At 34.2% G+C, this 21,367-nt stretch carries 28 protein-coding genes and 1 pseudogene; 27 read left to right on the top strand and 2 right to left on the bottom strand.

The features are described 5' to 3' along the window. Nucleotides 1–32: 32 nt before the first annotated feature. The 14 genes and pseudogenes from istA (at nt 33) to pseI (ending at nt 11,613) form a co-directional block, all read left to right on the top strand. Complete coding sequence (istA, locus tag F606_RS0100685; protein WP_019551929.1) at nt 33–1,571, top strand: IS21 family transposase; 1,539 nt, start codon at nt 33–35, stop codon at nt 1,569–1,571. Next, nucleotides 1,561–2,313 (top strand): IS21-like element helper ATPase IstB, encoded by a 753-nt coding sequence (istB, locus tag F606_RS0100690; protein WP_019551930.1) that lies wholly within the window; start codon nt 1,561–1,563, stop codon nt 2,311–2,313. The genes istA and istB overlap by 11 nt, the downstream gene beginning before the upstream one ends. Before the next feature lie 7 nt (nt 2,314–2,320). Beyond that, complete coding sequence (locus F606_RS23910; protein ID WP_407635967.1) at nt 2,321–2,689, top strand: reverse transcriptase domain-containing protein; 369 nt, start codon at nt 2,321–2,323, stop codon at nt 2,687–2,689. Then, a pseudogene (locus tag F606_RS23425) lies at nt 2,683–2,976 on the top strand (group II intron maturase-specific domain-containing protein); the annotation flags it as partial. The gene F606_RS23910 and the pseudogene F606_RS23425, both read left to right, overlap by 7 nt. Before the next feature lie 82 nt (nt 2,977–3,058). Continuing rightward, nucleotides 3,059–3,679 carry an IS3 family transposase gene (locus tag F606_RS20290; protein ID WP_019551932.1) on the top strand — a complete coding sequence of 207 codons (621 nt, stop codon included), beginning with the start codon at nt 3,059–3,061 and terminating at the stop codon, nt 3,677–3,679. A 231-nt stretch (nt 3,680–3,910) separates the two neighbouring features. Continuing rightward, complete coding sequence (gene pseB, locus F606_RS0100705; protein ID WP_019551933.1) at nt 3,911–4,888, top strand: UDP-N-acetylglucosamine 4,6-dehydratase (inverting); 978 nt, start codon at nt 3,911–3,913, stop codon at nt 4,886–4,888. A gap of 2 nt (nt 4,889–4,890) precedes the next feature. Then, the gene (gene pseC, locus F606_RS0100710; protein ID WP_019551934.1) at nt 4,891–6,048 is read left to right on the top strand and encodes a UDP-4-amino-4,6-dideoxy-N-acetyl-beta-L-altrosamine transaminase; all 1,158 of its coding nucleotides are present in this window, start codon (nt 4,891–4,893) and stop codon (nt 6,046–6,048) included. Further along, entirely contained in the window at nt 6,036–6,725 is a 690-nt protein-coding gene (gene pseF / locus F606_RS0100715) for a pseudaminic acid cytidylyltransferase (RefSeq protein WP_019551935.1), read from the top strand. Before pseC ends, pseF begins: the two co-directional genes overlap by 13 nt. Before the next feature lie 7 nt (nt 6,726–6,732). Further along, nucleotides 6,733–7,794: a UDP-2,4-diacetamido-2,4,6-trideoxy-beta-L-altropyranose hydrolase gene (gene pseG / locus F606_RS0100720; RefSeq protein ID WP_019551936.1), complete on the top strand. Its 1,062-nt coding sequence runs from the start codon at nt 6,733–6,735 to the stop codon at nt 7,792–7,794. Nucleotides 7,795–7,816: 22 nt separating this feature from the next. After that, nucleotides 7,817–8,362, top strand: coding sequence for a UDP-4-amino-4,6-dideoxy-N-acetyl-beta-L-altrosamine N-acetyltransferase (gene pseH / locus F606_RS0100725; RefSeq protein WP_019551937.1), 546 nt, complete (start codon nt 7,817–7,819; stop codon nt 8,360–8,362). Between the two features lie 18 nt (nt 8,363–8,380). Continuing rightward, nucleotides 8,381–8,599, top strand: a complete 219-nt coding sequence (locus tag F606_RS0100730) for a hypothetical protein (protein WP_019551938.1) — start codon at nt 8,381–8,383, stop codon at nt 8,597–8,599. A 194-nt stretch (nt 8,600–8,793) separates the two neighbouring features. After that, nucleotides 8,794–9,540, top strand: coding sequence for an SDR family NAD(P)-dependent oxidoreductase (locus F606_RS0100735; RefSeq protein WP_019551939.1), 747 nt, complete (start codon nt 8,794–8,796; stop codon nt 9,538–9,540). Nucleotides 9,541–9,555: 15 nt separating this feature from the next. Next, nucleotides 9,556–10,572 carry a 3-oxoacyl-ACP synthase III family protein gene (locus F606_RS0100740; RefSeq protein WP_019551940.1) on the top strand — a complete coding sequence of 339 codons (1,017 nt, stop codon included), beginning with the start codon at nt 9,556–9,558 and terminating at the stop codon, nt 10,570–10,572. Between the two features lie 3 nt (nt 10,573–10,575). Then, on the top strand, nt 10,576–11,613 hold the full coding sequence (gene pseI / locus F606_RS0100745) for a pseudaminic acid synthase (RefSeq protein ID WP_019551941.1): 1,038 nt from the start codon (nt 10,576–10,578) through the stop codon (nt 11,611–11,613). On the opposite strand, the gene F606_RS21910 is transcribed toward pseI, so the two are convergent. Both F606_RS21910 and F606_RS23320 read right to left on the bottom strand, forming a co-directional pair. Then, a complete protein-coding gene (locus F606_RS21910) occupies nt 11,594–12,463 on the bottom strand; it encodes an IS4 family transposase (RefSeq protein WP_019551942.1) in 870 nt (289 codons plus the stop codon). The two genes, pseI and F606_RS21910, sit on opposite strands and share 20 nt — an antisense overlap. Continuing rightward, on the bottom strand, nt 12,364–12,732 hold the full coding sequence (locus F606_RS23320) for a hypothetical protein (protein WP_169558407.1): 369 nt from the start codon (nt 12,730–12,732) through the stop codon (nt 12,364–12,366). The genes F606_RS21910 and F606_RS23320 overlap by 100 nt, the downstream gene beginning before the upstream one ends. Before the next feature lie 112 nt (nt 12,733–12,844). On the opposite strand from F606_RS23320, the gene F606_RS22550 reads away from it, so the two are divergent. The 13 genes from F606_RS22550 (at nt 12,845) to F606_RS0100810 (ending at nt 21,366) form a co-directional block, all read left to right on the top strand. Then, on the top strand, nt 12,845–12,967 hold the full coding sequence (locus tag F606_RS22550; protein WP_154651071.1) for a YvrJ family protein: 123 nt from the start codon (nt 12,845–12,847) through the stop codon (nt 12,965–12,967). A gap of 35 nt (nt 12,968–13,002) precedes the next feature. After that, entirely contained in the window at nt 13,003–13,170 is a 168-nt protein-coding gene (locus F606_RS23070; protein WP_019551943.1) for a hypothetical protein, read from the top strand. 408 nt (nt 13,171–13,578) lie between these two features. After that, the gene (locus F606_RS0100765; RefSeq protein ID WP_019551945.1) at nt 13,579–15,690 is read left to right on the top strand and encodes a hypothetical protein; all 2,112 of its coding nucleotides are present in this window, start codon (nt 13,579–13,581) and stop codon (nt 15,688–15,690) included. A 10-nt stretch (nt 15,691–15,700) separates the two neighbouring features. Further along, nucleotides 15,701–16,654: a glycosyltransferase family 2 protein gene (locus tag F606_RS20300; protein ID WP_019551946.1), complete on the top strand. Its 954-nt coding sequence runs from the start codon at nt 15,701–15,703 to the stop codon at nt 16,652–16,654. Further along, nucleotides 16,641–16,994, top strand: coding sequence for a DMT family transporter (locus F606_RS0100775; protein WP_019551947.1), 354 nt, complete (start codon nt 16,641–16,643; stop codon nt 16,992–16,994). Before F606_RS20300 ends, F606_RS0100775 begins: the two co-directional genes overlap by 14 nt. Then, nucleotides 16,987–17,340, top strand: a complete 354-nt coding sequence (locus F606_RS0100780; RefSeq protein WP_019551948.1) for an EamA family transporter — start codon at nt 16,987–16,989, stop codon at nt 17,338–17,340. The genes F606_RS0100775 and F606_RS0100780 overlap by 8 nt, the downstream gene beginning before the upstream one ends. 105 nt (nt 17,341–17,445) lie before the next feature. Then, nucleotides 17,446–18,576, top strand: a complete 1,131-nt coding sequence (rffA, locus tag F606_RS0100785; protein WP_019551949.1) for a dTDP-4-amino-4,6-dideoxygalactose transaminase — start codon at nt 17,446–17,448, stop codon at nt 18,574–18,576. A 65-nt stretch (nt 18,577–18,641) separates the two neighbouring features. Further along, entirely contained in the window at nt 18,642–19,391 is a 750-nt protein-coding gene (locus tag F606_RS0100790; RefSeq protein ID WP_019551950.1) for a hypothetical protein, read from the top strand. Between the two features lie 5 nt (nt 19,392–19,396). Further along, the gene (locus tag F606_RS0100795) at nt 19,397–19,615 is read left to right on the top strand and encodes a hypothetical protein (RefSeq protein WP_019551951.1); all 219 of its coding nucleotides are present in this window, start codon (nt 19,397–19,399) and stop codon (nt 19,613–19,615) included. Nucleotides 19,616–19,623: 8 nt separating this feature from the next. Beyond that, nucleotides 19,624–19,809, top strand: coding sequence for a hypothetical protein (locus F606_RS0100800; RefSeq protein ID WP_019551952.1), 186 nt, complete (start codon nt 19,624–19,626; stop codon nt 19,807–19,809). A 152-nt stretch (nt 19,810–19,961) separates the two neighbouring features. Beyond that, nucleotides 19,962–20,075 carry a hypothetical protein gene (locus F606_RS23915; RefSeq protein WP_407635968.1) on the top strand — a complete coding sequence of 38 codons (114 nt, stop codon included), beginning with the start codon at nt 19,962–19,964 and terminating at the stop codon, nt 20,073–20,075. After that, a complete protein-coding gene (locus F606_RS0100805) occupies nt 20,036–20,623 on the top strand; it encodes a 3-oxoacyl-[acyl-carrier-protein] synthase III C-terminal domain-containing protein (RefSeq protein ID WP_019551953.1) in 588 nt (195 codons plus the stop codon). Before F606_RS23915 ends, F606_RS0100805 begins: the two co-directional genes overlap by 40 nt. Further along, the gene (locus tag F606_RS0100810) at nt 20,620–21,366 is read left to right on the top strand and encodes an SDR family NAD(P)-dependent oxidoreductase (RefSeq protein ID WP_019551954.1); all 747 of its coding nucleotides are present in this window, start codon (nt 20,620–20,622) and stop codon (nt 21,364–21,366) included. The genes F606_RS0100805 and F606_RS0100810 overlap by 4 nt, the downstream gene beginning before the upstream one ends. Nucleotide 21,367: the final 1 nt, after the last annotated feature.

Here is a 21,367-nt window from a genome sequence, read left to right on the forward strand (position 1 = left end):
ATTGTGTGATTTTATTAAGGGAGGATCAGATTATGACCAAGTATCGGGAAATCATTGGGCTCCACAGTTTAGGCATTAGCCAGCGAGATATCGCTGGCAGCTGTCAGTGTTCTACGAAAACCATCTCCAAAGTTTTAAAACGTGCTAAAGAACTTGTTCTTGTATGGCCGTTGTTTCAAGACATGACGGACGAAAGACTTGAGGAGCTATTCTTTCCGCGGTCTCCAGTCGATTCCAACCGGAGATATCCGGACATGGAATATATCCATAAAGAATTGGCACGCAATGGCGTATCCTTAAAACTTCTCTGGAATGAGTACTGTGAAGAATGTCATCTTCTTCATCAAAGTCCTTTCATGTACACACAATTTTGCTACCATTATCAAAAATTTGCGCTGAGCAAAAATGCTGGTATGCATATTCCAAGGAAGCCCGGCGACTCTATTGAAGTTGACTGGGCTGGACAACCAGCGCAAATCATTGATCGAGATACTGGCGAAATCATCAAGGCATATATTTTTATTGGTGCCTTATCTTACAGCCAATACGCATATATCGAGGCTTGTCTGAACCAAAACCTTGAGACCTGGATTGCTGCACATAACCACATGTATGCATTCTTTGGTGGTGTTCCCAGAATCACCATCCCAGATAATTTGCGTGCAGGCATCAATAAGGCTGCCAAGGGCTATGAAGATCCAGTCATCAACAAAGCGTATCATGAGATGGCAGAGCATTATAATCCAGCTATTATACCCGCTCGCATACGTAAGCCCAAGGATAAACCAAATGTTGAAGGCGCTGTCAAACTTGCGGGTCTCTGGATCATTGCGGCTCTACGCAATATGAAATTTTTTACCATCGTGGAGCTGAATCGTGCGATTGAATGCAAACTACGTAATTACAACGACAAACCTTTCCAAAAAAAGTCTGGCTGTCGGAGCAGCCTTTTCAAAGAAGAACAACCTTTTCTTACACCACTGCCCCCGACGCAGTATGAGATTTCACAATGGAAAAAGGCTACGGTTAGCTTCAACTATCACATTTCTGTGGATAGAAATTACTACTCATGCCCATACGAATACATCCATTGCTCTGTCGATGTACGAATGACGAAGAACATCGTTGAAATCTTTTACAAGAATCATCGGATTGCTTCTCATCCGCGTATTGCTGGCAATCAAAACCATTACAACACACTTCCAGAACATATGCCGGAAGATCATAAACAATATCTGCAATGGGATGCAAAAAGATTTACTCTTTGGGCTGAAAAAATAGGCATAAATACCGTTGCTGCCGTAAAATCTATTTTGTCTTCTCGAAAAGTTGAGCAGCAAGCTTATCGTAGTTGCATGGGACTCCTGCAGTTATCAAAGAAATACTCCAATAAACAGCTGGAAACCGCTTGTCAGAAAGCATTGAATTATTCACCCAATACTAGTTTCAAGAGCATAAAAACAATTTTGGAAAACCAAAAAGATGAACCAGAACCTGTAAAAGAAGAACCAGCTTATGGCTATGTCCGTGGCGCTGAGTATTACAGGAGGCTGGAACATCATGACAAATGAAGCAACACTTGAGAAACTCATCGAAATGCGTTTGACTACAATGGCTGATGCCTTACGCCAGCAGCTAGCGGATAGCTCCATGGAGCAACTTTCCTTTATAGAACGGATTGGGCTCATCGTTGACCGAGAATACACCAGTCGTAAGAACAACCATTTAAAACGCCTAATCAAGCACGCAGATTTTGATCAGACACAGGCCAGCATCGCAGATATCAACTATGCTCCAACACGTAAACTCAACCGTAATCAGATATTAGATCTGGCAAGCTGCCGCTATATTCCGGATGCCTACAACCTCATTCTTTTAGGCGCTACCGGTTCTGGAAAATCCTATCTCGCATGTGCGTTTGGTGTTGAATCCTGCAAAAACTTCTACACTGTGAAGTATCTCCGGCTCCCAGAACTTTTCATTGAGATGGAAATGGCACGAACCGAAGGAAATTTTACTAAAATCGTCAAGCAATACGCAAAATATAAGCTGCTCATCCTAGATGAATGGCTGCTGATCAAACTGACGGAAGTTCAGGCTCGGGACTTATTGGAGATTATCCACGCCCGTCATAAGCATGCTTCAACCATTTTCTGTTCCCAATTTGCTCCAGCTGGCTGGCATACAAAGATTGGCGAGCCTACCTTGGCGGATGCCATTCTTGACCGCATTGTTCACGACTCATACACGATTGAAATTCATAGTGATGGTATAAATATGCGTCACGAATACGGACTTAAGCAGAATCTTTAAATCTGTTCTGACGGTTTCCAATCGCCGGAATAAAGATTTCCACCGCCGGAAGAGTGTTTTTCAAACACCGAAATATTCATTCTGTCGTTATGCAGATGATGGTGTAATTCACTGTAAAAGCCATAAACAGGTTGAATATATATTGCATAAGATAGGTGAATGCTTTCATGAATGTGGGCTTGAATTGCATCCTGAAAAGACGAAAATAGTATATTGCAAGGGTGTGAATCGGCAAGAAGATTATCCCTATATACAATTTACTTTTTTGGGATATAAATTTAGACCTCGTAGGGCAAAAGATAAATATGGAAGATTATACGTAAATTTCTTGCCGGTAGTTAGCCGGGATGCACTTCGAAACATGAGACAAACTTAAGACGCTGGCATGTGCAACTGAAATACGATAAAGAACTGGAAGACCTTTCTTTTATGTTTGATGCTGTATTAAAAGGATGGAATAACTATTATGGTCGATTCTACCCATCCGAAATGTCCGTGATATGGAATCACATGAATGACTATTTAGTTCGATGGATGAGACGGAAATATAAGCATCTTGCACGGCATAAAACAAAGGCAAGGCAAAAATTAGCAAAACTGGAAAATTCAAATACAAAATCTTTTATACACTGGAAATTGGGATATGTTTCCAAGGCTGGATAATGGGAGTCGGATGAGCTGAGAGGTTTACGTCCGTTTCTGCGAGGGGCTGAGGGGGGAACTCCCTCGGTCTACTCACCCCTACTTGCTTGAACCAGCGAAAGGTACTTATTTTTACCTGTATCTGATTTTAGATATTTTCAGCCGAGAAATTGTCTGCTGGGAAGTATGGAATGAAGAGTCAGTCGAACATACAGGTCAGCTTATCCAGCGAGCGACAATGGCACAAAATATTATGAGAGAAAGAAAAATCCCTTTTGTTTTACACTCGGATAACGGCAGCCCGATGAAAGGTGCTTCCATGCTAGAAACCTTATACCAATTGAGAATTACGCCATCCCGAAGTCGTCCAAGAGACAGTAATGACAAACCCTCTACTGAGGCAATGTTCCGAACGTGCAAATACTGTCCAGATTATCCTGTAAAAGGCTTTACAACGCTTGATAGTTCAAGAGGCTGGGTGAAAGATTTTGTCGACTGGTATAACAATAAGCATAATCATAGTAGAATTAAATTTCTTACGCCACATCAGCGTCATAGCGGTCAAGGCGAAGCCGTTTTGGAAAAGCGGAATCAGGTTTATGAAGCTGCTAAAGCAAAAAATCCAGAACGTTTGGCACGGCAGACAAGGGATTGGTTGATTTCAAATGAAGTGTGGCTAAATCCAGAAAAGCAGGAAAAAGAACTTTATAAAATAGGTATTTAATGCGACAACTAGTTTGACATCTACCGATATTGAGGAAAGAATTAAAGAAATTATAAGGAATAGAGAAATGGTGGATTTATGAATAATATGATATTATTTATCGCTACTGGTTTTGGATAAGTTTGTTTGGTAGTTAAAAGAAATTATGATATGATTATGATGTGGTTTTAAATGAATCATGTTTTTAAGAAGTAAAAGCAAAATAAAATTAAATCGTTTGGAGTGGGTTCAATGTTTAATGATAAGTCGATTTTAGTTACAGGCGGGACTGGTTCGTTTGGCAAAAAGTTTATTAAAATTTTACTGGAAAAGTATAATCCGAAAAAGGTTATAGTTTTTTCACGTGATGAATTGAAACAATTTGAGATGAGTCAGACATACAATCAACATTGTATGCGTTATTTTATTGGTGATGTTCGTGACGAAGCAAGGCTGAAGCAAGCCATGTACCAAGTAGACTATGTTGTTCACGCAGCAGCGTTAAAACAAGTTCCAGCGGCAGAGTATAATCCTATGGAATGTATTAAAACCAATATTTATGGTGCACAGAATGTGATTAATGCATCAATTGCTTGTGGTGTGCAGAAGGTTATTGCTTTATCTACCGATAAAGCAGCTAATCCGATTAATCTCTATGGGGCGACAAAGTTAGCTTCTGATAAATTATTTACGGCAGCAAATAATTTGGTGGGGAATCGTCCCACAAGATTTTCTGTAGTTCGGTATGGGAATGTTGTGGGGTCACGTGGATCGGTGGTTCCATTTTTTCAAAAGTTATTAAAAGATGGAATTAAAGAACTTCCAGTAACAGATGCGAGAATGACGCGATTTTGGCTTAAATTAGAAGATGGTGTGGACTTTGTCTTGAAAAATTTTGAGCGCATGCAGGGCGGAGAAATATTTATCCCCAAAATTCCTTCTATGCGTATAATGGATCTTGCAAAAGCAATTGCGCCGGAAATGCCAATAAAAATTATCGGAATTCGCCCTGGAGAAAAATTGCATGAAATTATGTGTCCATCCGATATCTATTATGAAACGTTAGAATTTGGAGATCATTATGTTATAATGCCTTCTACGAATTTAGGGATGGATTATACTCACAATCAATTGGGTGAAAAAGGCTTGCCAGTAAAAGATGGATTTGAATATAATTCTGGTACTAATCCTCATTTTTTAACTGTAGATGAATTGAAAGAGATGAATTAATTATGATATTTTATGGAAAACAAGATATAAATCAAACAGATATAAATCAGGTTATAGATGTATTGAAATCTGATTTTTTGACACAAGGTCCAATGATTGAAAAGTTTGAGAAACGTGTAGCAAAATATTGTGGTGCTCAATATGCTGTAGCTGTAACTAATGCTACATCGGCATTGCATATTGCTTGCTTGGCAGCGGGTGTTGGTAAGGATGACATCCTTTGGACTTCGCCGAATACCTTTGTAGCTTCAGCAAATTGTGCTCGCTATTGTGGTGCAGAAGTTGATTTTGTTGATATTGATTCAGCAACATATAATATAAGTGTTGCTGAACTGGAATTGAAACTTAAAAATACAGAAAAAAAACCAAAAATAGTTGTGCCGGTTCATTTTTCGGGGCAATCTTGTGATATGGAACGTATATATGAGCTGGCCCAACAATATAGCTTTATCGTGTTGGAAGATGCTTCACATTGCATTGGGGGCAACTATAAAGATAGTAAAATAGGTTCATGTAAATATTCAGATATGACTATTTTTAGTTTTCATCCTGTAAAAATCATTACAACGGGTGAAGGCGGGATGGTTTTGACGAATAATAAAGAATTATATCAGAAATTGCTGTTATTTCGCAGTCATGGTATTACGCGAGATGAAGCACTCTTACAAGGCAAATCAGATGGTCCTTGGTATTACCAGCAAATAGACTTAGGCTTCAATTATCGAATGACTGATATGCAGGCAGCATTAGGATACAGTCAGATGGATCGTTTGGATGAATTTGTTGCTAGGCGCAGATACTTGGCTAAGCGATATAATGAGTTGTTGCAAAACTTACCATTAACGTTGCCATATCAAGCTGCTGGAACAAATTCGTCGTGGCATCTTTATGTAGTACGGTTAGATTTTGGTAAAATAAAATTGTCTAAAAAAGAATTTTTTGTGCAAATGAAAGAAAAAGGTATTGTTTTAAATGTACATTATATTCCGGTACATATGCAGCCGTATTATCAGCAGCTTGGTTTTAAAAGTGGTGATTTTCCTGTTAGTGAGCAGTATTATGAAGAAGTTTTTACGTTGCCGCTTTATTATAGTTTGACGGATGAACAGCAGGGGCAAATTGTAGAGGCATTACAGAAGGTTTTGCAATGCGCAGTATAGCAATTATAACAGCACGCGGTGGTAGTAAGCGTATTCCTCACAAAAATATAAAAGAATTTTGTGGCAAGCCGATTCTTGCGTATTCGATACAGGCAGCACTTGAAAGTATGATTTTTGATGAAGTAATGGTGTCTACAGATGATCAAGAAATTGCAGAAGTTGCGAAAAAGTATGGGGCAATCGTGCCGTTTTTTCGTAGTGAACAAGCATCAGATGATTATGCAACAACGGCGGATGTTTTAAAGGAAGTGCTTTGCGATTATAAGAATATAGGAAAAGCGTTTGATTGGATGTGTTGTATCTATCCAACAGCACCATTTGTAACGGCAAAAAAATTAAAAGATTCTTTTATGGAAGTTCAAGAAAAAAAAGCAGATGCGTTAATTCCGGTTGTGAGATTTTCTTATCCGCCGCAGCGATGTTTTATTATGAACAATGGAAAATTAAGTTATAAATGGCCAGAATATATGCGTTCTAGATCGCAAGATTTAGAACTTTTTTATCATGATGCAGGGCAATATTATTTTTGGAAAATAAATGTATTTTTAGAAACTAAAAATGCCTTTTTACAAAAGACGATACCATATATTCTTGATGAAGTGGATGTGCAGGACATCGATACCCTTGATGATTGGAAAATTGCTGAGTTGAAATATCAGGTAATGAAAAATAGGTGATTTGCAAATGATAGTTTTTCGTGTGGATTCATCAACGCAGATTGGTAGTGGTCATTTAATGCGTTGCCTTACGTTGGCGGGACAATTAAAAAAAGAAAAAGAAGAAGATATCGTGTTCATTTCTCGTGAGTTAGAGGGAAACCTGAATTGTCTGATTATGCAGCAAGGTTATGAGTTGTATGTATTACCAAAAGCAGAAGTTAATATTGAACTAGAAGATTATGAAAAATGGCTGACGGTAAAACAACCATTTGATGCAGAGCAAACACAAGAAGTTTTGCAGCAATTGGACGTTGCATATCTTATTGTTGACAGCTATGCGATTGATGAAATCTGGGAAAAAGTTGTGCGCCCTTATGTGAAGAAAATTATGGTTATTGATGATTTAGCAAATCGGAAGCATGATTGTAATATTTTGCTTGATCAAAATTATTATAGTGACATGAAAACACGATATAATGGACTTGTTTCAAGTGCATGCAAAATGTTATTAGGACCACAGTATGCACTTCTTAGAGAAGAATTTTATGAAGCAAGGAAGAAGATGCGGGTTCGGGACGGAAATATAAAAAATATATTAGTCTTTTTTGGTGGAAGTGACTTAACGAATGAAACTATGAAGGCATTGAAAGCTCTTACTATGTTTAAGCTTTCCGGTATTCAAATCAATGTTATTGTAGGAAAGAGTAATCCTCACAAAGGACAAGTAGAAGTTTTTTGCTCTCAATATAATGGCATACAGTACTTTTGTCAGGTCGATAATATAGCAGAGTTTATGAATGAAGCAGATTTGGCAATAGGGGCAGGTGGGACTACGACTTGGGAGAGATGCTTTTTGGGCTTACCAACTATTGTGATTGCTATTGCAGAAAATCAGATTACTGGGAGCCGGTTTTGTGGAGAAAAAGAAGTTATTTATTATGCTGGTTTCTCAAATCAAATAACAGTACAAAGACTTTATAATATAGTCTGTAAGTTATTTAATGATAAAACTATTTATGACGTTATGATTAATAGAATGAAAAAAAATTTTTACAATAAGGCGAACTTTGATGTGAATTTATTATAGAAATTTGGAGAGAGAGTAATATATGAAAACATTGAGTGTTTATTCAATGCGTCCACTAGCTAAAGAAGATTTAAAAATGGTATTGGAATGGCGGAATTCTGATAGAATACATTCACTAATGTTAACAGATCATCGTATTACCTGGGAAGAACACCAAAATTGGTTTCAGCGAATTAAACAATATAATCCTATAAGAAATTTTGTATTTGAATATAAAAAAGAATCAATAGGTTATATTGGTTATACAGATTATGATGTTAATGCTAAAAAATGTTCTCCTGGTGCATATTTGGGCAAGTTAAATGTATCCCCTATTGATACTGGTTTATATTTGATGTACATGAGTGTGGAGTATGCATTTGAGCAGTTACAGATGAGTACACTTGAAACGGTTGTTTTTCAAAATAATAAAAGAGCGTTAAAAATAGATGAATTTATTGGATACAAAATAGTTGCCGATAAAGTTGATTATTATATAAAAAATGGACAAAGGGAAAAAGTAGTGCTTTTAGAATTGAACAAAAAAGATTGGATTAAAAAAAAAGAAGAGCTAGCTAACTTTATTTAAAATTTGGAGGATATACTTATGACAAAAGAACAATTTTTAGAAAAAATGAATGATATATTGGATTCTGAAAATAAAATAACCATGGAATCCATATTAACGGATATTGAAGAATGGGACTCTTTAAGTTATGTTAGTTTTTTGGCAATGGCAAATGTGAGTGCGGGTAAAGTTTTGGTAGCAGAGAAGGTTAAAGCTGCACAGACAATAGGTGATTTATTTGAGTTAGTAAAGGGATAACAATAAATTCTGATACAAAATATATTTATATTACTACACGACCAGTGTATATTCAATTATTATATGCCAAAAAATCTTGTGATAAAAATTTGAATTGGACAAGGTTATGATTGATTGTGGATTTAGCATGGGACTATTAGTTGTAACAACGGTTATGATTTATTGAAAAAAAATATAGTAAGGACGATCGCGAGATGAAAGAAGTAATATATGATTTTTCAGGTAAAAGGTTTGTTATTACAGGGGCCTCTTCGGGGATGGGACGACAAATTGCTATGGAACTTGCTGAGGCAGGAGCACTGATATTGGGGCTTGCTCGTGGTGAAAATAAATTGCGAGAACTGAGTACATTATATCCAATGCAAATAAAATATGCCGCGTGTGATGTAACGGATAAAGAAGCTTTAGAAATTGCTGTTTGTAAGTTTGTGAATGAAAATGGGAAACTCAATGGTGTTGTTCATGCAGCGGGAATCAGTGATATTACACCTATAAAGATGTATAATGAAAAAGTGGCACATGAGATTATGGATATTAGCTTTTGGGCAGGTGCAAATTTAATTCAGATATGTACAAAAAATAAGTATGGCAAACAGGGAATGTCCAATATTCTATTTTCTTCGATTTGTGCTCATAGTGCTGAAAAGGGAATGTTTGCCTATGCGGGAGCAAAAGCTGCTTTACAAATAGGTGCTAAATCAATAGCAAAAGAAATCGCTGGGAAACATCATCGAATTAACACAATAACTCCTGGCTGGGTAAAAACAAATATGACGGATCAAGCAGCACAGCTAGCTGATTTAGAAAAATTCTTTGAAAATAATTTGCTTGGTGAAGGCTCTGTTGATGATGTTTCTGGTATTGTTTTATTTTTATTAAGTGACCGAGCTAGGTGGATTACAGGAACAGATATTGTTGTAGATGGTGGATATTTAGCGTGAATAGGGTGGTTGAAAATGAGTTTACAAGCATATATAAGTGCTCTTGCATATTATTTACCAGAAAAAACAGAAGATAACGAATTGAATCGATTAACGAAGAAAACGGGAATTTACCACAGACATATAGCAACTGAAAATGAATGTGCTTCTGATTTGGCACTTAAGGCTGCAGAAAAATTATTCTCTAATAATATGATAGAGAAAGAATCTATAGATTTTCTTTTGCTTTGTACGCAATCTCCAGATTATGTATTACCAACGACTGCCTGCATTTTACAGGACAAACTTGGCTTACCCAAAACAATTGGTGCTTTTGATTTTAATTTAGGCTGTTCGGGTTATATTTATGGAATTTCTATGGCGCAAGGCTTGATCGAAACAGGGCAAGCACGAAATGTTTTACTTCTTACAGCGGAAACATATAGTAAATATATCAATCGTCAAGATAATACGGTTCGTCCTTTATTTGGTGATGCAGCTACAGCAACCTTGATTACAGGAAAAGAATCAGAAAGTAAAGGAATAAAAGGAATTACATTTGGGACAGATGGCAGTGGATACAAGAATTTGATTGTACCAATGGGAGCACAAAAAGTACATTACGATGAAAGCTTGATTAAAGAAGAACAAGATAAATATGGAAATGTCAGAACGAATGCCAATCTTTATATGAATGGTGCTGCTATTAGTAATTTTGCATTAGAAGTAGTACCGGATATGTTAGTAGCAATTTTAAATAAGTGTAAAATGAGTAAAGAAGATATAGATTACTATGTGTTCCATCAGGCGAATAAATTTATACTGAAGTTCTTACAGGAAAAATGTGGACTGTTGGATCAACCTTATTGGAATGATGTTAGTAACTATGGCAATACAGTTTCAAATTCAATACCAATTGCGTTAGTGGACATGATGGCAGTAAGCAAGGCAAAAGTATGTAACAATGTTATGGTATTAGGTTTTGGCGTAGGCTTGTCATGGGCTGGCTGTATATTAGATTTGAGTGAAATAAAAAAACTAAAGAAGGTATAAATTATGAATAACACTTTTCATTTAGAGAAAAAAGGAGCACCTTTTATTATTGCCGAAATGTCGGGTAATCATAATCAATCTTTAGATCGAGCATTGGAGATTGTTGAGTTAGCAGCCGGTGCCGGAGTTAATGCAATAAAATTACAGACATACACAGCTGATACAATGACATTAGATATAGATGATAGAGAATTCTTTATTGAAGATAAAAATAGTCTATGGAATGGAACGTCTTTATACAAGCTTTATCAAAAAGCCTATACTCCGTGGGAATGGCATGAACCGATATTCGAACGCTGTAAAGAATTGGGGATTATCGGATTCAGTACGCCATTTGATGCAAGTTCAGTTGATTTTTTGGAGGGTTTGGAGGTCCCGTGCTATAAGATTGCTTCTTTTGAAAATACAGACTTATCTTTGATAAAAAAAGTTGCTCAGACAGGTAAACCGATCATTGCCTCCACCGGAATGACGACAGTTGCGGAACTGGATGATCTTGTTAGAACCGCCAGAGAGAATGGCTGTAGGGACTTGACTCTTTTAAAATGTACTAGCAACTATCCATCTACACCGGAAGGGACGAATCTACTAACGATTCCGCATATGAAGCAATTGTTTAATTGTAATGTGGGTTTGTCAGATCATACACTTGGGATCGGTGCAGCCGTAGCAAGTGTTGTACTTGGTGGAGCTGTCATAGAGAAGCACTTTACGATATCACGCGCAGATGGTGGGGTAGATGCAGCATTTTCTCTAGAGCCAGCAGAAATGGCGCAGCTTGTACGTGAATGCAAGAGTGCATATCAGGCACTCGGTCATGTTAGCTATGAGCGTGCAGAACAGGAGGAAAAATCTTTACAGTTTCGGCGTAGTTTATATATCGTAGAAGATATGAAGGCTGGAGAAGTTATTACCGAAAAAAATATGCGAAGTATACGACCAGGTTTGGGGCTTAGTCCAAAGTATTATGATGTAGTATTGGGAAAAAAAGTTAAATGTGATGTTGTAAGAGGAACAGCGGTTAGCTGGAATTTGATATAAAGAGACACACGTGTTGATTAGCCATATTTTCCATCAAATTATTAATAGCGTCTTCAAGGTAATACATCCATTCTAGAGGTAGATTTTTAGCAAAAAGATTGCGTGTAAATTGCAATAAAGATAGTTTTTTGAATTTTACACATACAGAAAGAACCTTATAAATGCCATTCAATATTACGTATGTCAATAATACTTCATATAAATGGTTGTACACGGTATTTAGGCTATTACCAAAGATTGTCGCTAGATTCATCTGTTGTTTCAACCACTTGAAAAATGCCTCAATTGCCGATCTCGCTTTATAGGTTTGTGCAATTGTATCAGCATCAATGCTATACAAATTCGTAATTACGCGAATGCTCTTTCCTTCGTAATCCGTAAATTCAACGATGCGATGGCGATAAGAAGATCGATTTTGTTCAGTTCCAACTAAACATGTATAATCTGCCGTAACATTGGAACCTTCTTGTGGTAAACGTTTCAAAGATTTAGGGGGAGATGTTTCAATATTTGCTTTCAGCCGAATAACAAAAGATTGCTTTGTTGCTAAAAATTCATCGGGTCTTTTAATTTTGAAATACGCCCGATCTGCTGCTACAAGAATAGAGGCTGGATCAAGAAGCTTTTCAAGCATTAAGTTGTCATGTATTAATGCAATAGTTTCTTCGACTTGCTCAGGCATCTGTGTAGAATTTTCAAGAGCGATATGCAATTTTATCCCGGAACGTTTACCATGAAAAACAGCCCATTTTAAACGATTTTCGCCAAATGTAATTGTTGTAGAATCGACGGATAACAAAGGTTTGGGAAGATGTAAAGTACGTCTAATTTTCCGATTACAGCGTGACAACGCAAGGAGAAATAAATCTTTAAAAACACCAAAAGAAATTGATTTAGCTTTTTTGAAACCGTTGAAAAATTGACGGATTCCAATACATCACAGCCGTGGCGGAAACTTTTCCATCGTAAAATAGCAGATGAAGCAAAGAAATCCACTAAATCATTAACCTTAAATTTACGAGCCGTATCAACATAGTTATATTGTTGAAGAACATTGCAAATATCTTGTTCTGTAATAAATTGTTTAAAGAGGGTCTGAACTATGCTGAAATCATTCATTGTAGGCACCTAATTTCTGATCGTTTTCTTTGACAATTACGATTTTACAGGAATGGTGCCTATTTTCTCATTAGTTTATTCCCGATTTTTGGATAATCAACACGTGTGGTATATGCCAAGCTATGGCTTTCCAATCGTCGTCAGTGCATTTTTACTGGTGCGCATTGAAAAGAAGCTGGATATACTAGACAGCAGTATCTGTGATTTGATACGCGTGATTGAAGAGAAACTTTAGAAAATGAACGAAGCGTTATAAAGGAGCCAAATTTTATGACTGCACTAAATTGTTTTAAAGATGAGGATAATCTGAAATTTATTGGGAATAATGCAGATACCAATGCTGATATTATAAAAAAACGAATAATTACTTATTGTAATGAAAATGATTGTGAATATTTTGTAAACCTAAAAAATAAGGACTTTCATCATTTATTATAAAAGGTTTCGTGTTTTATTGGTAATTCTTTGTCTGGAATCATTGAAGCCCCGTCATGAGGTGCTTTTTCGGTTAATATTGGAGATAGGCAAAAAGGAAGAATCAGTGGTAACAGTATTATTGATGTTAGTTGCAAAAAAGATAGTATTGCTGCTGGTATTCATGAAGCAATTCATAAGAAAAATAAAATTAAAATTATTAATCCATATTATAAAAAAAATTGTTTAGATTTATATGTAGATACTACAATAGATATTCTTAGTCATATCAATCACCAACTAAAAGAATTTTACGATGTAGTTTTTTCATTAAATAAAAAAGACTTTTAAATATAGTCGATAATATTAATTATCATATAGATTTTCATATTATAGCGAATTATAAATCAATTGGCGAAAGGACATGCATATATGATAGGGTATATAAAAAAATATTATATTAATCAAGCAGATATTATACCTAAAATAGGTATAGTGGTTCTTAGCATTTTTTTTCTCATAAGTTACATGGTATTGAAATTTTCAATTTTAGATTTGGTAAAATATATTGGATTCAATTTGTTTTATGTGCTTTTACCCGGATTTTTAATAGTAAAATTATTAAAGGTAGACATCATAGATAGCGTAATCGAAAAAATAGTATATTCCTTTGCTTTCGGAGTAGCTCTGACTATTTTGCTGTATTTTATTTGTTATTTAACAAATTTTAGGTTTGCTTTATATAGTATCGGTCCAATTTTATCTATAGTTTCTTTGGTCTTAATGGCAGAAAAATTTAAAATTAATAATCTTAAAAATTTTAAGCTGGTCGATTATAAATTAGTATTTATAATTTGCTTTATCCTAATTATTTCGTTTGTCTGTGTAAGTTTCAGAAACTTACCTCCAGACATCACAGGTATATCCAGTATATACCAAGATTTATTATGGAATATAGGTAATGTTGATGCATTAAAGAGAGATTTTCCAGTATATGATGCGAGATTTGCTGAATTAGATTTTAAGTATCATTATTTTGTATTTATCTTTCGAGCGGTGCTTGGTTTAACAACAGGCATTTCAACAGAAAAAATAGCTTTTGTTTATTCTCAATTTGTGATGATACCTTTTCTTGTAGTATCATTATATGTATTTGCAGAAACAATTTTTCATAATGTGTGCAAAAATAGATTTTTTGTATGGACATTCCTGTTCACAGGATGTGCAAGTATGATTTATCTTTTTAAAAATACTGCAGGACTCTTTTTGAACGTTACTATTTTAGACCTAGTTATCCTACCAAATGGAATTGACCTGGGAATTCCCATATTTTTATTGTTGATGAGTTTTTTAATTAAAATATATAGAAATAATAAGGTATGTACTAATGAAATTATAGCAGTGGGAATATTAACAGCTTTACTTACAGGCGCTAAAGGTCCTTTTGGAATAATGATAGTTAGTACGGTTTTCGTTATATTTATAATTAGTTTAATAAAAAAAGATAACATAATACTAAACTTTAAACTCATTTTGTCGATGGCTTTGGCTTTTATAATTGTATATTTATTTACCATGGCTGGCGCTAACGGGGAACCTCTTAAAATCATACCGGGAACTATTATTCTCAATTCTAAATTAGGTGATATCATTAAAAAATTAGTACTTATTTTAAATTTAGAAAATGCAAATGATTTTCAATATTTTTTAGCAAATATAATCACACCAGTTCATTTTTTTCTTTTCTTACCATTTATATCAGTACCTTTTATTTGTTGGGTTATTTTAAAAGCTAAAAAGTTTAAAGTTATCAAAAAAGAAGAACTATTAATAGGTGGAGTTGCTATTAGTGGTATAATGGGTTTCTACTTATTTGCAGTAGATGGTAGTAGTCAATTGTATTTTATTTTTGGAGCAACAGCTTTTATAGAAATGAGTGCTTTTATGTGGCTGTATGATCATTATAATAATCTAAATAGATATTTTAAATTTTTTATAATAATGTTATTTGTCATTTCTTCTATTTCTTCTTTTTCGATGTTTGCTAGAAATTTTCTAGATGGATTTAGAGTGGCATATCAGGCAATTACAAACATGAAATATGAAGCAGAGCCCGTCATCAATGCAGTCACAAAATATGAGTATGAGGGAATGCTATGGCTAAAAAACAATGTCAAAGATAATGAAATAATAGCAGTTGATAGGCATTATAATTCAAAGCCTCAAGTGAAACATATACCATCACCTAATGATGAGAGTCGGTATTTTTATTATTCTGCCTATTCGGGTAAACAAATCTTTTTAGAAGGATGGGCATATACATCAAGGAATAATGCAATGCAGAAAAAAATAGTAGAGCGATTTCAGATAAATGAAGAGTTGTATTTACCGATAAATAAGGATAGAGTTAATTTGATGAACGAAAATAATATCAGTTATATTGTAGTATCGACGTTTATTCATCCTGGATTAGTATTTGATGATTTACAACTTAAGAAAGTGTTCACAAATAGAGATATTACTATTTATAAATTAATAAATTAGGAGCAACTATATGACAAAATTATCATTTATTATTCCATGTTATCATTCTGCATTTACTATTGAGAATGTCGTAAATGAAATTGTTTCAACTGTTAAAACAAGAAAAGAATATAGTTATGAAATCATTTTAATAAATGACTGCTCCCCAGATAATGTTTTTGATGTGATAAAAAAACTTGCGGAGAAAGACAAATGTATTAAAGGAATAGCTCTTGCCAAAAATTTTGGACAGCATGCTGCTTTGATGACGGGATTCAACTTTGCAACGGGGGAAATTATTATTTGTCTTGATGATGATGGACAGACTCCTGCAAATGAGATGTTTAACCTTATTGATAAAATAAATTGTGGTTATGATATAGTCTTTGCAAAATATAATAAAAAAAATCATGATTTTTTTAGAAATATAGGCAGTAAAATCAATGACGCAATGGCTCAATATTTACTTGAAAAACCTGAAGATCTTTCATTGATGAGCTATTTTGCTTGCAGAAGATTCGTTATAGATGAAGCAAAAAGATATAAACATTCTTATCCTTATATAGCAGGATTGTTACTTAGAATAACAAATAAAATAACCAACGTTGAAGTAAATCACCGTGCAAGAGAAATCGGAATATCTGGTTATACGTTAAAAAAACTTATAGCTCTTTGGCTTAATGGTTTTACAGCTTTCTCTATAAAACCTTTAAGGCTTGCAACTGTTATCGGAGTGGTTTGTTCATTAATAGGGTTTCTTTATGGATGGTACATAGTAATAAGAAAATTAATGGATCCGTCTGTTGTGCTGGGTTATTCTTCAATAATGTCAGTGATTGTGTTTGTTGGTGGTGTAATTATGTTAATGCTTGGCATGATTGGTGAGTATCTTGGAAGAATTTATATAAGTATAAATTCTTCACCTCAGTTTGTTATTAGAGAAACGATTAATATTGAAGAACAACAGAGACATGATGATGGCTAAAACAAGAATTAAGAGTTTTATACTTTTGCATATTATTTTTTTGATATATTCATTAGGTGCAATCTTTTCTAAGTGGGCATCAAATACAATATTCCTATCCTATGATTTTGTATTTTGTTATGGAACTGTAGTATTTATATTATTTATTTATGCAATTCTCTGGCAACAGATATTAAAAAGAATGCCCCTTAATACGGCCTATGTTAATAAATCTGCAGTGATTATATGGGGGATTATATGGGGACATGTTATTTTTGATGAAGAAATAACGGGATATATGATGTTAGGAAGTGCAATGATATTAATTGGACTAATATTGGTGGTGAAGGCGGATGAATAAAGAGGTTATATATATTTTTGTTTTTATAATATCAGTTTTTATTTCTTCGGTCTCACAAATATTACTTAAAAAAAGTGCTAATGAAATTCATGCTAATAAATTAGCTGAGTATTTCAATTTTAAAGTAATTTTAGCATATATAATGTTTTTTGCATCAACTTTAATAACCATTTTTGCTTATAAATACATACCTCTTTCTTTCGGACCAATATTGGAATTTACAGGATGCATTTTTGTTGTCATTTTAGGATCAGTTTTCTTAAAAGAAAAAATTAATAGGTCTAAATTAATGGGAATGCTTATGATTGTTTTAGGGATAATTGTATTTTCATTAAAAGGAGTGTGATATTAGGGTTCCTTAAAAAAAATTTCGTTAAGAAACATGGTTATAGAAAAGTCGATTTTATAAGTAACAATTAAATATAGATTTAGAAAGAAGGTAATTTTTGTAATGATTAATTTTAATGTTCCTCCATATGTAGGAAAAGAAATTGAATATATTCAACAGGCTGTACAGAATAGGAAAATATGTGGAGATGGTGAGTTTACAAAAAAATGTAGTGAGTGGCTCGAAGAAAAGTTTAAAACATATCGGGTGCTACTGACAACATCAGGTACTTCTGCGCTTGAAATGGCTGCTGTTTTATGTGATATTCAACCAGGTGATGAAGTTATTATGCCATCTTATACATTTGTTTCAACGGCAAATGCATTTGTTATGCGCGGTGCAAAAATTGTTTTTATTGATATTAGGCCAGATACAATGAATATTGATGAAAATTTGATTGAAGCGGCGATTACGGAAAAAACAAAAGTAATTGTTCCAGTACACTACGCGGGCATTGCTTGCGAAATGGATACTATAATGGATATTGCAAAAAAACATCATTTACTAGTGGTAGAGGATGCAGCTCAAGCAGTTATGTCTACTTATAAAGGCAGAGCACTAGGCACAATCGCTGATTTTGGTTGCTATAGTTTTCATGAAACGAAAAATTATAGTATGGGTGAAGGCGGAGCAATTGCTATTAATAATGAAAAATATATTGATAGAGCTGAAATTATTAGAGAAAAAGGGACAAATAGGTCACAGTTTTTTAGAGGTATGGTGGATAAATATACATGGGTAGATATAGGTTCTTCTTATTTACCAAGTGAATTAAATGCGGCTTATTTATATGCACAACTTGAAGAGGCAGATACTATCAATGATAACAGACTAAAAAGTTGGAACCAATATTATAAAGAATTAAAGATATTGCAAGATAAGGGGCTTGTACAATTAGCTCATATTCCAGATGGTGATACACATAATGGACATATGTTTTATATAAAGACCCAAAATTTGGAAGAACGGACGAAACTTTTGCAATATATGAAAGATAATGGAGTATATGCGGTGTTTCATTACATACCATTACATTCATCTATCGCGGGAAAAGAACTTGGTCGCTTTTATGGTCGAGATGTTTATACAACACTAGACAGTGAAAGATTATGTCGATTGCCAATGTACTATAATTTAAGGTCGGAGGATATTTCTAAAGTTATAGAAGTGGTGAAAAGTTTTTATAATCTTTAAGAATTAATGATACTCATGTCTTTTAAAATAGTCATGTAATTATTAAAAGAACTTGGGGTGGTATTTTGAAAGTAACTATAGCAGAGTGGGAAATGCGAAATCTTGGCGGTGAAACATTAGAAATATTGATTGAATCAGGAGACGACGTAATGTCGATTGTATCTCAAGTTGATTTGTTGCGAGCAAGGTATAAAGCAGAATATCTTGTAGTTAAAGTCAATACTAAATTTCACAAGATATCGGAGACCTTTCAAAAAGCTGGATTTTTATTGATAGAAAATCAAATAAGCTTACGGTTGCCACGAATCGAGGCTTTAGAAAAGAAAAACTTTTATAAGAAAATATATCAAGACGTGACATTTCAGTTAATTGAAAATGAACAAGATGTTGAAAATATAAAGCATAAAATAAAAGAAGGTATATTTACAACAGATCGGATAGCAATTGATTCCTATTATGGCATAGAAATTGCTAATACTAGATATGCTAATTGGGTACAAGATGAAGTTGACAAAGGGTCATTGCTGTATTTTGTGATATATCAAAATAAAAAGATAGGTTTCTTTTTATCCAAGCCAATCAATAATAAATTGCAATATGGGCTATTAGGTGGGTTTTTTTTGCAATATAGTGATGCGGCATTAGGGTCAATGATGGATTATTGTATGATTTGTGAATTTATTACTTCAGAGCGAAAATTTATGGAAACGGCAGTATCATCTAATAATTTGGTTATTCTACAACTTCATTTATTATTTGGGTATAAAATAAAAGCGATGACTAATATATTAATTAAACATTATAAAAGGGGATAGAAAAAATGACAAAAGAACAATTTTTAGAAAAAATGATTGATTTATTGGATACGGAAGAGGAAATTACAATGGATTCTGTATTGAAAGATATTGAGGAATGGGACTCCTTAAGTTATGTAAGTTTTTTAGCTATGGCAAATGTTAGTGCTGGGAAAAAATTAAAACCAGAAACAGTTAAAACGGCACAGACAATAGGTGATTTATTTGAATTAGTAAAGGAATAGGGATAAAAATGATTTCTGATATTAAAGGTATTCATATTAATGCAATAAATGGGGCTTTACCGCATAACTTATTTACTGTTACAGAATACACAAAAGGTCTAGTTAATGAAAAAGATGCAAAACGCTTAGCCAAAAACACTGGGTTTGAAATGTTGAGAATCAGTGATGAATTCGTTACTACTGCAGACTTATGATTTAAAGCAGCAGAAAACATCTTTTCCAAAAGTAATATAAAAAAGAAGATATAGATGCGATTGTATTTGTTTCGCAAACATCTGATTATATTTTACCGGCAACAAGTCATGTTTTGCAAAACAAATTAGGATTATCTGAAAACATTGTTGTATTGGATATTAATCAGGGCTGTTCTGGGTATATATATGGTCTCTACGTCTCGTCTATGTTGGTGTCTGCTGGAAATTGCAGAAACGTACTTTTTTATGTGCAGGTGATACAATAAGTAAGTTGACAGCAAAAAATGACAGAGCAACACGAACAATCTTTGGTGATGCGGGGACAGCGACCATCATATCAAAAGGAAATGATATAATTTCTTTCAACTTTAATACGTTAGGAAAAGATTATTCGTCTATTATTGTAGAAAATAGTAGCTTTAGGAAAAATAATCAAGCAGAGAAAAGCATATTTTTATCTTTAGATGGTATGAAAATTATGAAATTTACTTTAGATATAGTTCCTGAAAATATAAAAGAGCTTTTAAATCATGTTCAAGTTGATAAAAATGAGATGAGTTTGTATGCATGCCATCAGGCGAATAAGTTAATTTTATTGTCATTGGCTGATAACCTGGAAATTGATAGAGAAAAATTACCTTTTGTGGCAAATAAAATAGGGAATACGAGTTCAGCATCCATTCCGTTATTGTTTACCGAAAATTATTATGATAAACAGGTTGAATTAAAAAAGGTTATTGCCTGTGGATTTGGTGTTGGATTATCAGTTGCAACGGCATACAGTACAAATATAATAAGGACGATAGAGATATGAGAGAAGTAACATATAATTTCTTAGGTAAAAGATTTGTTATTACAGGGGCATCTTCCGGAATGGGGCGACAAATTGCTATAGAACTGGCTCAAGCAGGTGCAAGTGTAATGGCAATCGCTCGTGGAGAAAATAAATTGCAAGAACTACAGGCATTATATCCAATGCAAATTAAATATGCAGTTTGTGATGTAACTGATAAAGAAGCTTTAGAAACTGTTATTTGCAATTTTGTGCATGAAAATGGAAAACTTAATGGGGCTGTTCATGCCGCTGGAATCAGTGATATTACGCCTATAAAAATGTATAATGAAAAAGTAGCACATGAGATTATGAATATTAGCTTTTGGGCAGGTGCAAATTTAATTCAAATATGCACAAAAAATAAATATGGCGAACAGGGAATGTCAAATATTCTATTTTCTTCAGTTTGTGCCCATAGTGGTGAAAAAGGTATGTTTGCCTACGCGGGAGCAAAAGCTGCTTTGCAAATAGGCGTTAAATCGATAGCAAAAGAAATTGCTGGGAAACATCATCGAATCAATACAATAACTCCTGGCTGGGTCAAAACAAATATGACGGATCAAGCGGGAAAATTAGCTAACTTAGGAGAATTCTTTGAAAAACACTTGCTTGGAGAAGGCTCACCTGATGATGTTTCTGGCGTGGTTTTGTTTTTATTAAGTGATAGAGGAAAATGGATTACAGGAACCGATATTGTTGTAGATGGCGGATATTTGGCATAAA

This window comes from Propionispira raffinosivorans DSM 20765 (assembly GCF_000381065.1).
In the GTDB taxonomy this organism is placed as follows: domain Bacteria; phylum Bacillota; class Negativicutes; order Selenomonadales; family Selenomonadaceae; genus Propionispira; species Propionispira raffinosivorans.

Excerpts from the sequence above, each read along its gene's own strand:
- F606_RS22550 (WP_154651071.1), top strand. The coding sequence starts at position 12,845 with ATGCCAAGCTATGGCTTTCCAATCGTCGTCAGTGCATTTTTACTGGTG.
- F606_RS0100795 (WP_019551951.1), top strand. The coding sequence starts at position 19,397 with ATGACAAAAGAACAATTTTTAGAAAAAATGATTGATTTATTGGATACG.
- F606_RS0100740 (WP_019551940.1), top strand. The coding sequence starts at position 9,556 with ATGAGTTTACAAGCATATATAAGTGCTCTTGCATATTATTTACCAGAA.
- pseB (WP_019551933.1), top strand. The coding sequence starts at position 3,911 with ATGTTTAATGATAAGTCGATTTTAGTTACAGGCGGGACTGGTTCGTTT.
- F606_RS0100735 (WP_019551939.1), top strand. The coding sequence starts at position 8,794 with ATGAAAGAAGTAATATATGATTTTTCAGGTAAAAGGTTTGTTATTACA.
- istB (WP_019551930.1), top strand. The coding sequence starts at position 1,561 with ATGACAAATGAAGCAACACTTGAGAAACTCATCGAAATGCGTTTGACT.
- F606_RS23070 (WP_019551943.1), top strand. The coding sequence starts at position 13,003 with ATGACTGCACTAAATTGTTTTAAAGATGAGGATAATCTGAAATTTATT.
- F606_RS0100765 (WP_019551945.1), top strand. The coding sequence starts at position 13,579 with ATGATAGGGTATATAAAAAAATATTATATTAATCAAGCAGATATTATA.
- F606_RS0100800 (WP_019551952.1), top strand. The coding sequence starts at position 19,624 with ATGATTTCTGATATTAAAGGTATTCATATTAATGCAATAAATGGGGCT.
- F606_RS0100810 (WP_019551954.1), top strand. The coding sequence starts at position 20,620 with ATGAGAGAAGTAACATATAATTTCTTAGGTAAAAGATTTGTTATTACA.
- pseC (WP_019551934.1), top strand. The coding sequence starts at position 4,891 with ATGATATTTTATGGAAAACAAGATATAAATCAAACAGATATAAATCAG.
- rffA (WP_019551949.1), top strand. The coding sequence starts at position 17,446 with ATGATTAATTTTAATGTTCCTCCATATGTAGGAAAAGAAATTGAATAT.
- F606_RS0100780 (WP_019551948.1), top strand. The coding sequence starts at position 16,987 with ATGAATAAAGAGGTTATATATATTTTTGTTTTTATAATATCAGTTTTT.
- F606_RS20300 (WP_019551946.1), top strand. The coding sequence starts at position 15,701 with ATGACAAAATTATCATTTATTATTCCATGTTATCATTCTGCATTTACT.
- F606_RS0100775 (WP_019551947.1), top strand. The coding sequence starts at position 16,641 with ATGATGATGGCTAAAACAAGAATTAAGAGTTTTATACTTTTGCATATT.
- pseI (WP_019551941.1), top strand. The coding sequence starts at position 10,576 with ATGAATAACACTTTTCATTTAGAGAAAAAAGGAGCACCTTTTATTATT.
- pseF (WP_019551935.1), top strand. The coding sequence starts at position 6,036 with ATGCGCAGTATAGCAATTATAACAGCACGCGGTGGTAGTAAGCGTATT.
- F606_RS23320 (WP_169558407.1), bottom strand. The coding sequence starts at position 12,732 with ATGAATGATTTCAGCATAGTTCAGACCCTCTTTAAACAATTTATTACA.
- F606_RS0100730 (WP_019551938.1), top strand. The coding sequence starts at position 8,381 with ATGACAAAAGAACAATTTTTAGAAAAAATGAATGATATATTGGATTCT.
- pseG (WP_019551936.1), top strand. The coding sequence starts at position 6,733 with ATGATAGTTTTTCGTGTGGATTCATCAACGCAGATTGGTAGTGGTCAT.
- istA (WP_019551929.1), top strand. The coding sequence starts at position 33 with ATGACCAAGTATCGGGAAATCATTGGGCTCCACAGTTTAGGCATTAGC.
- pseH (WP_019551937.1), top strand. The coding sequence starts at position 7,817 with ATGAAAACATTGAGTGTTTATTCAATGCGTCCACTAGCTAAAGAAGAT.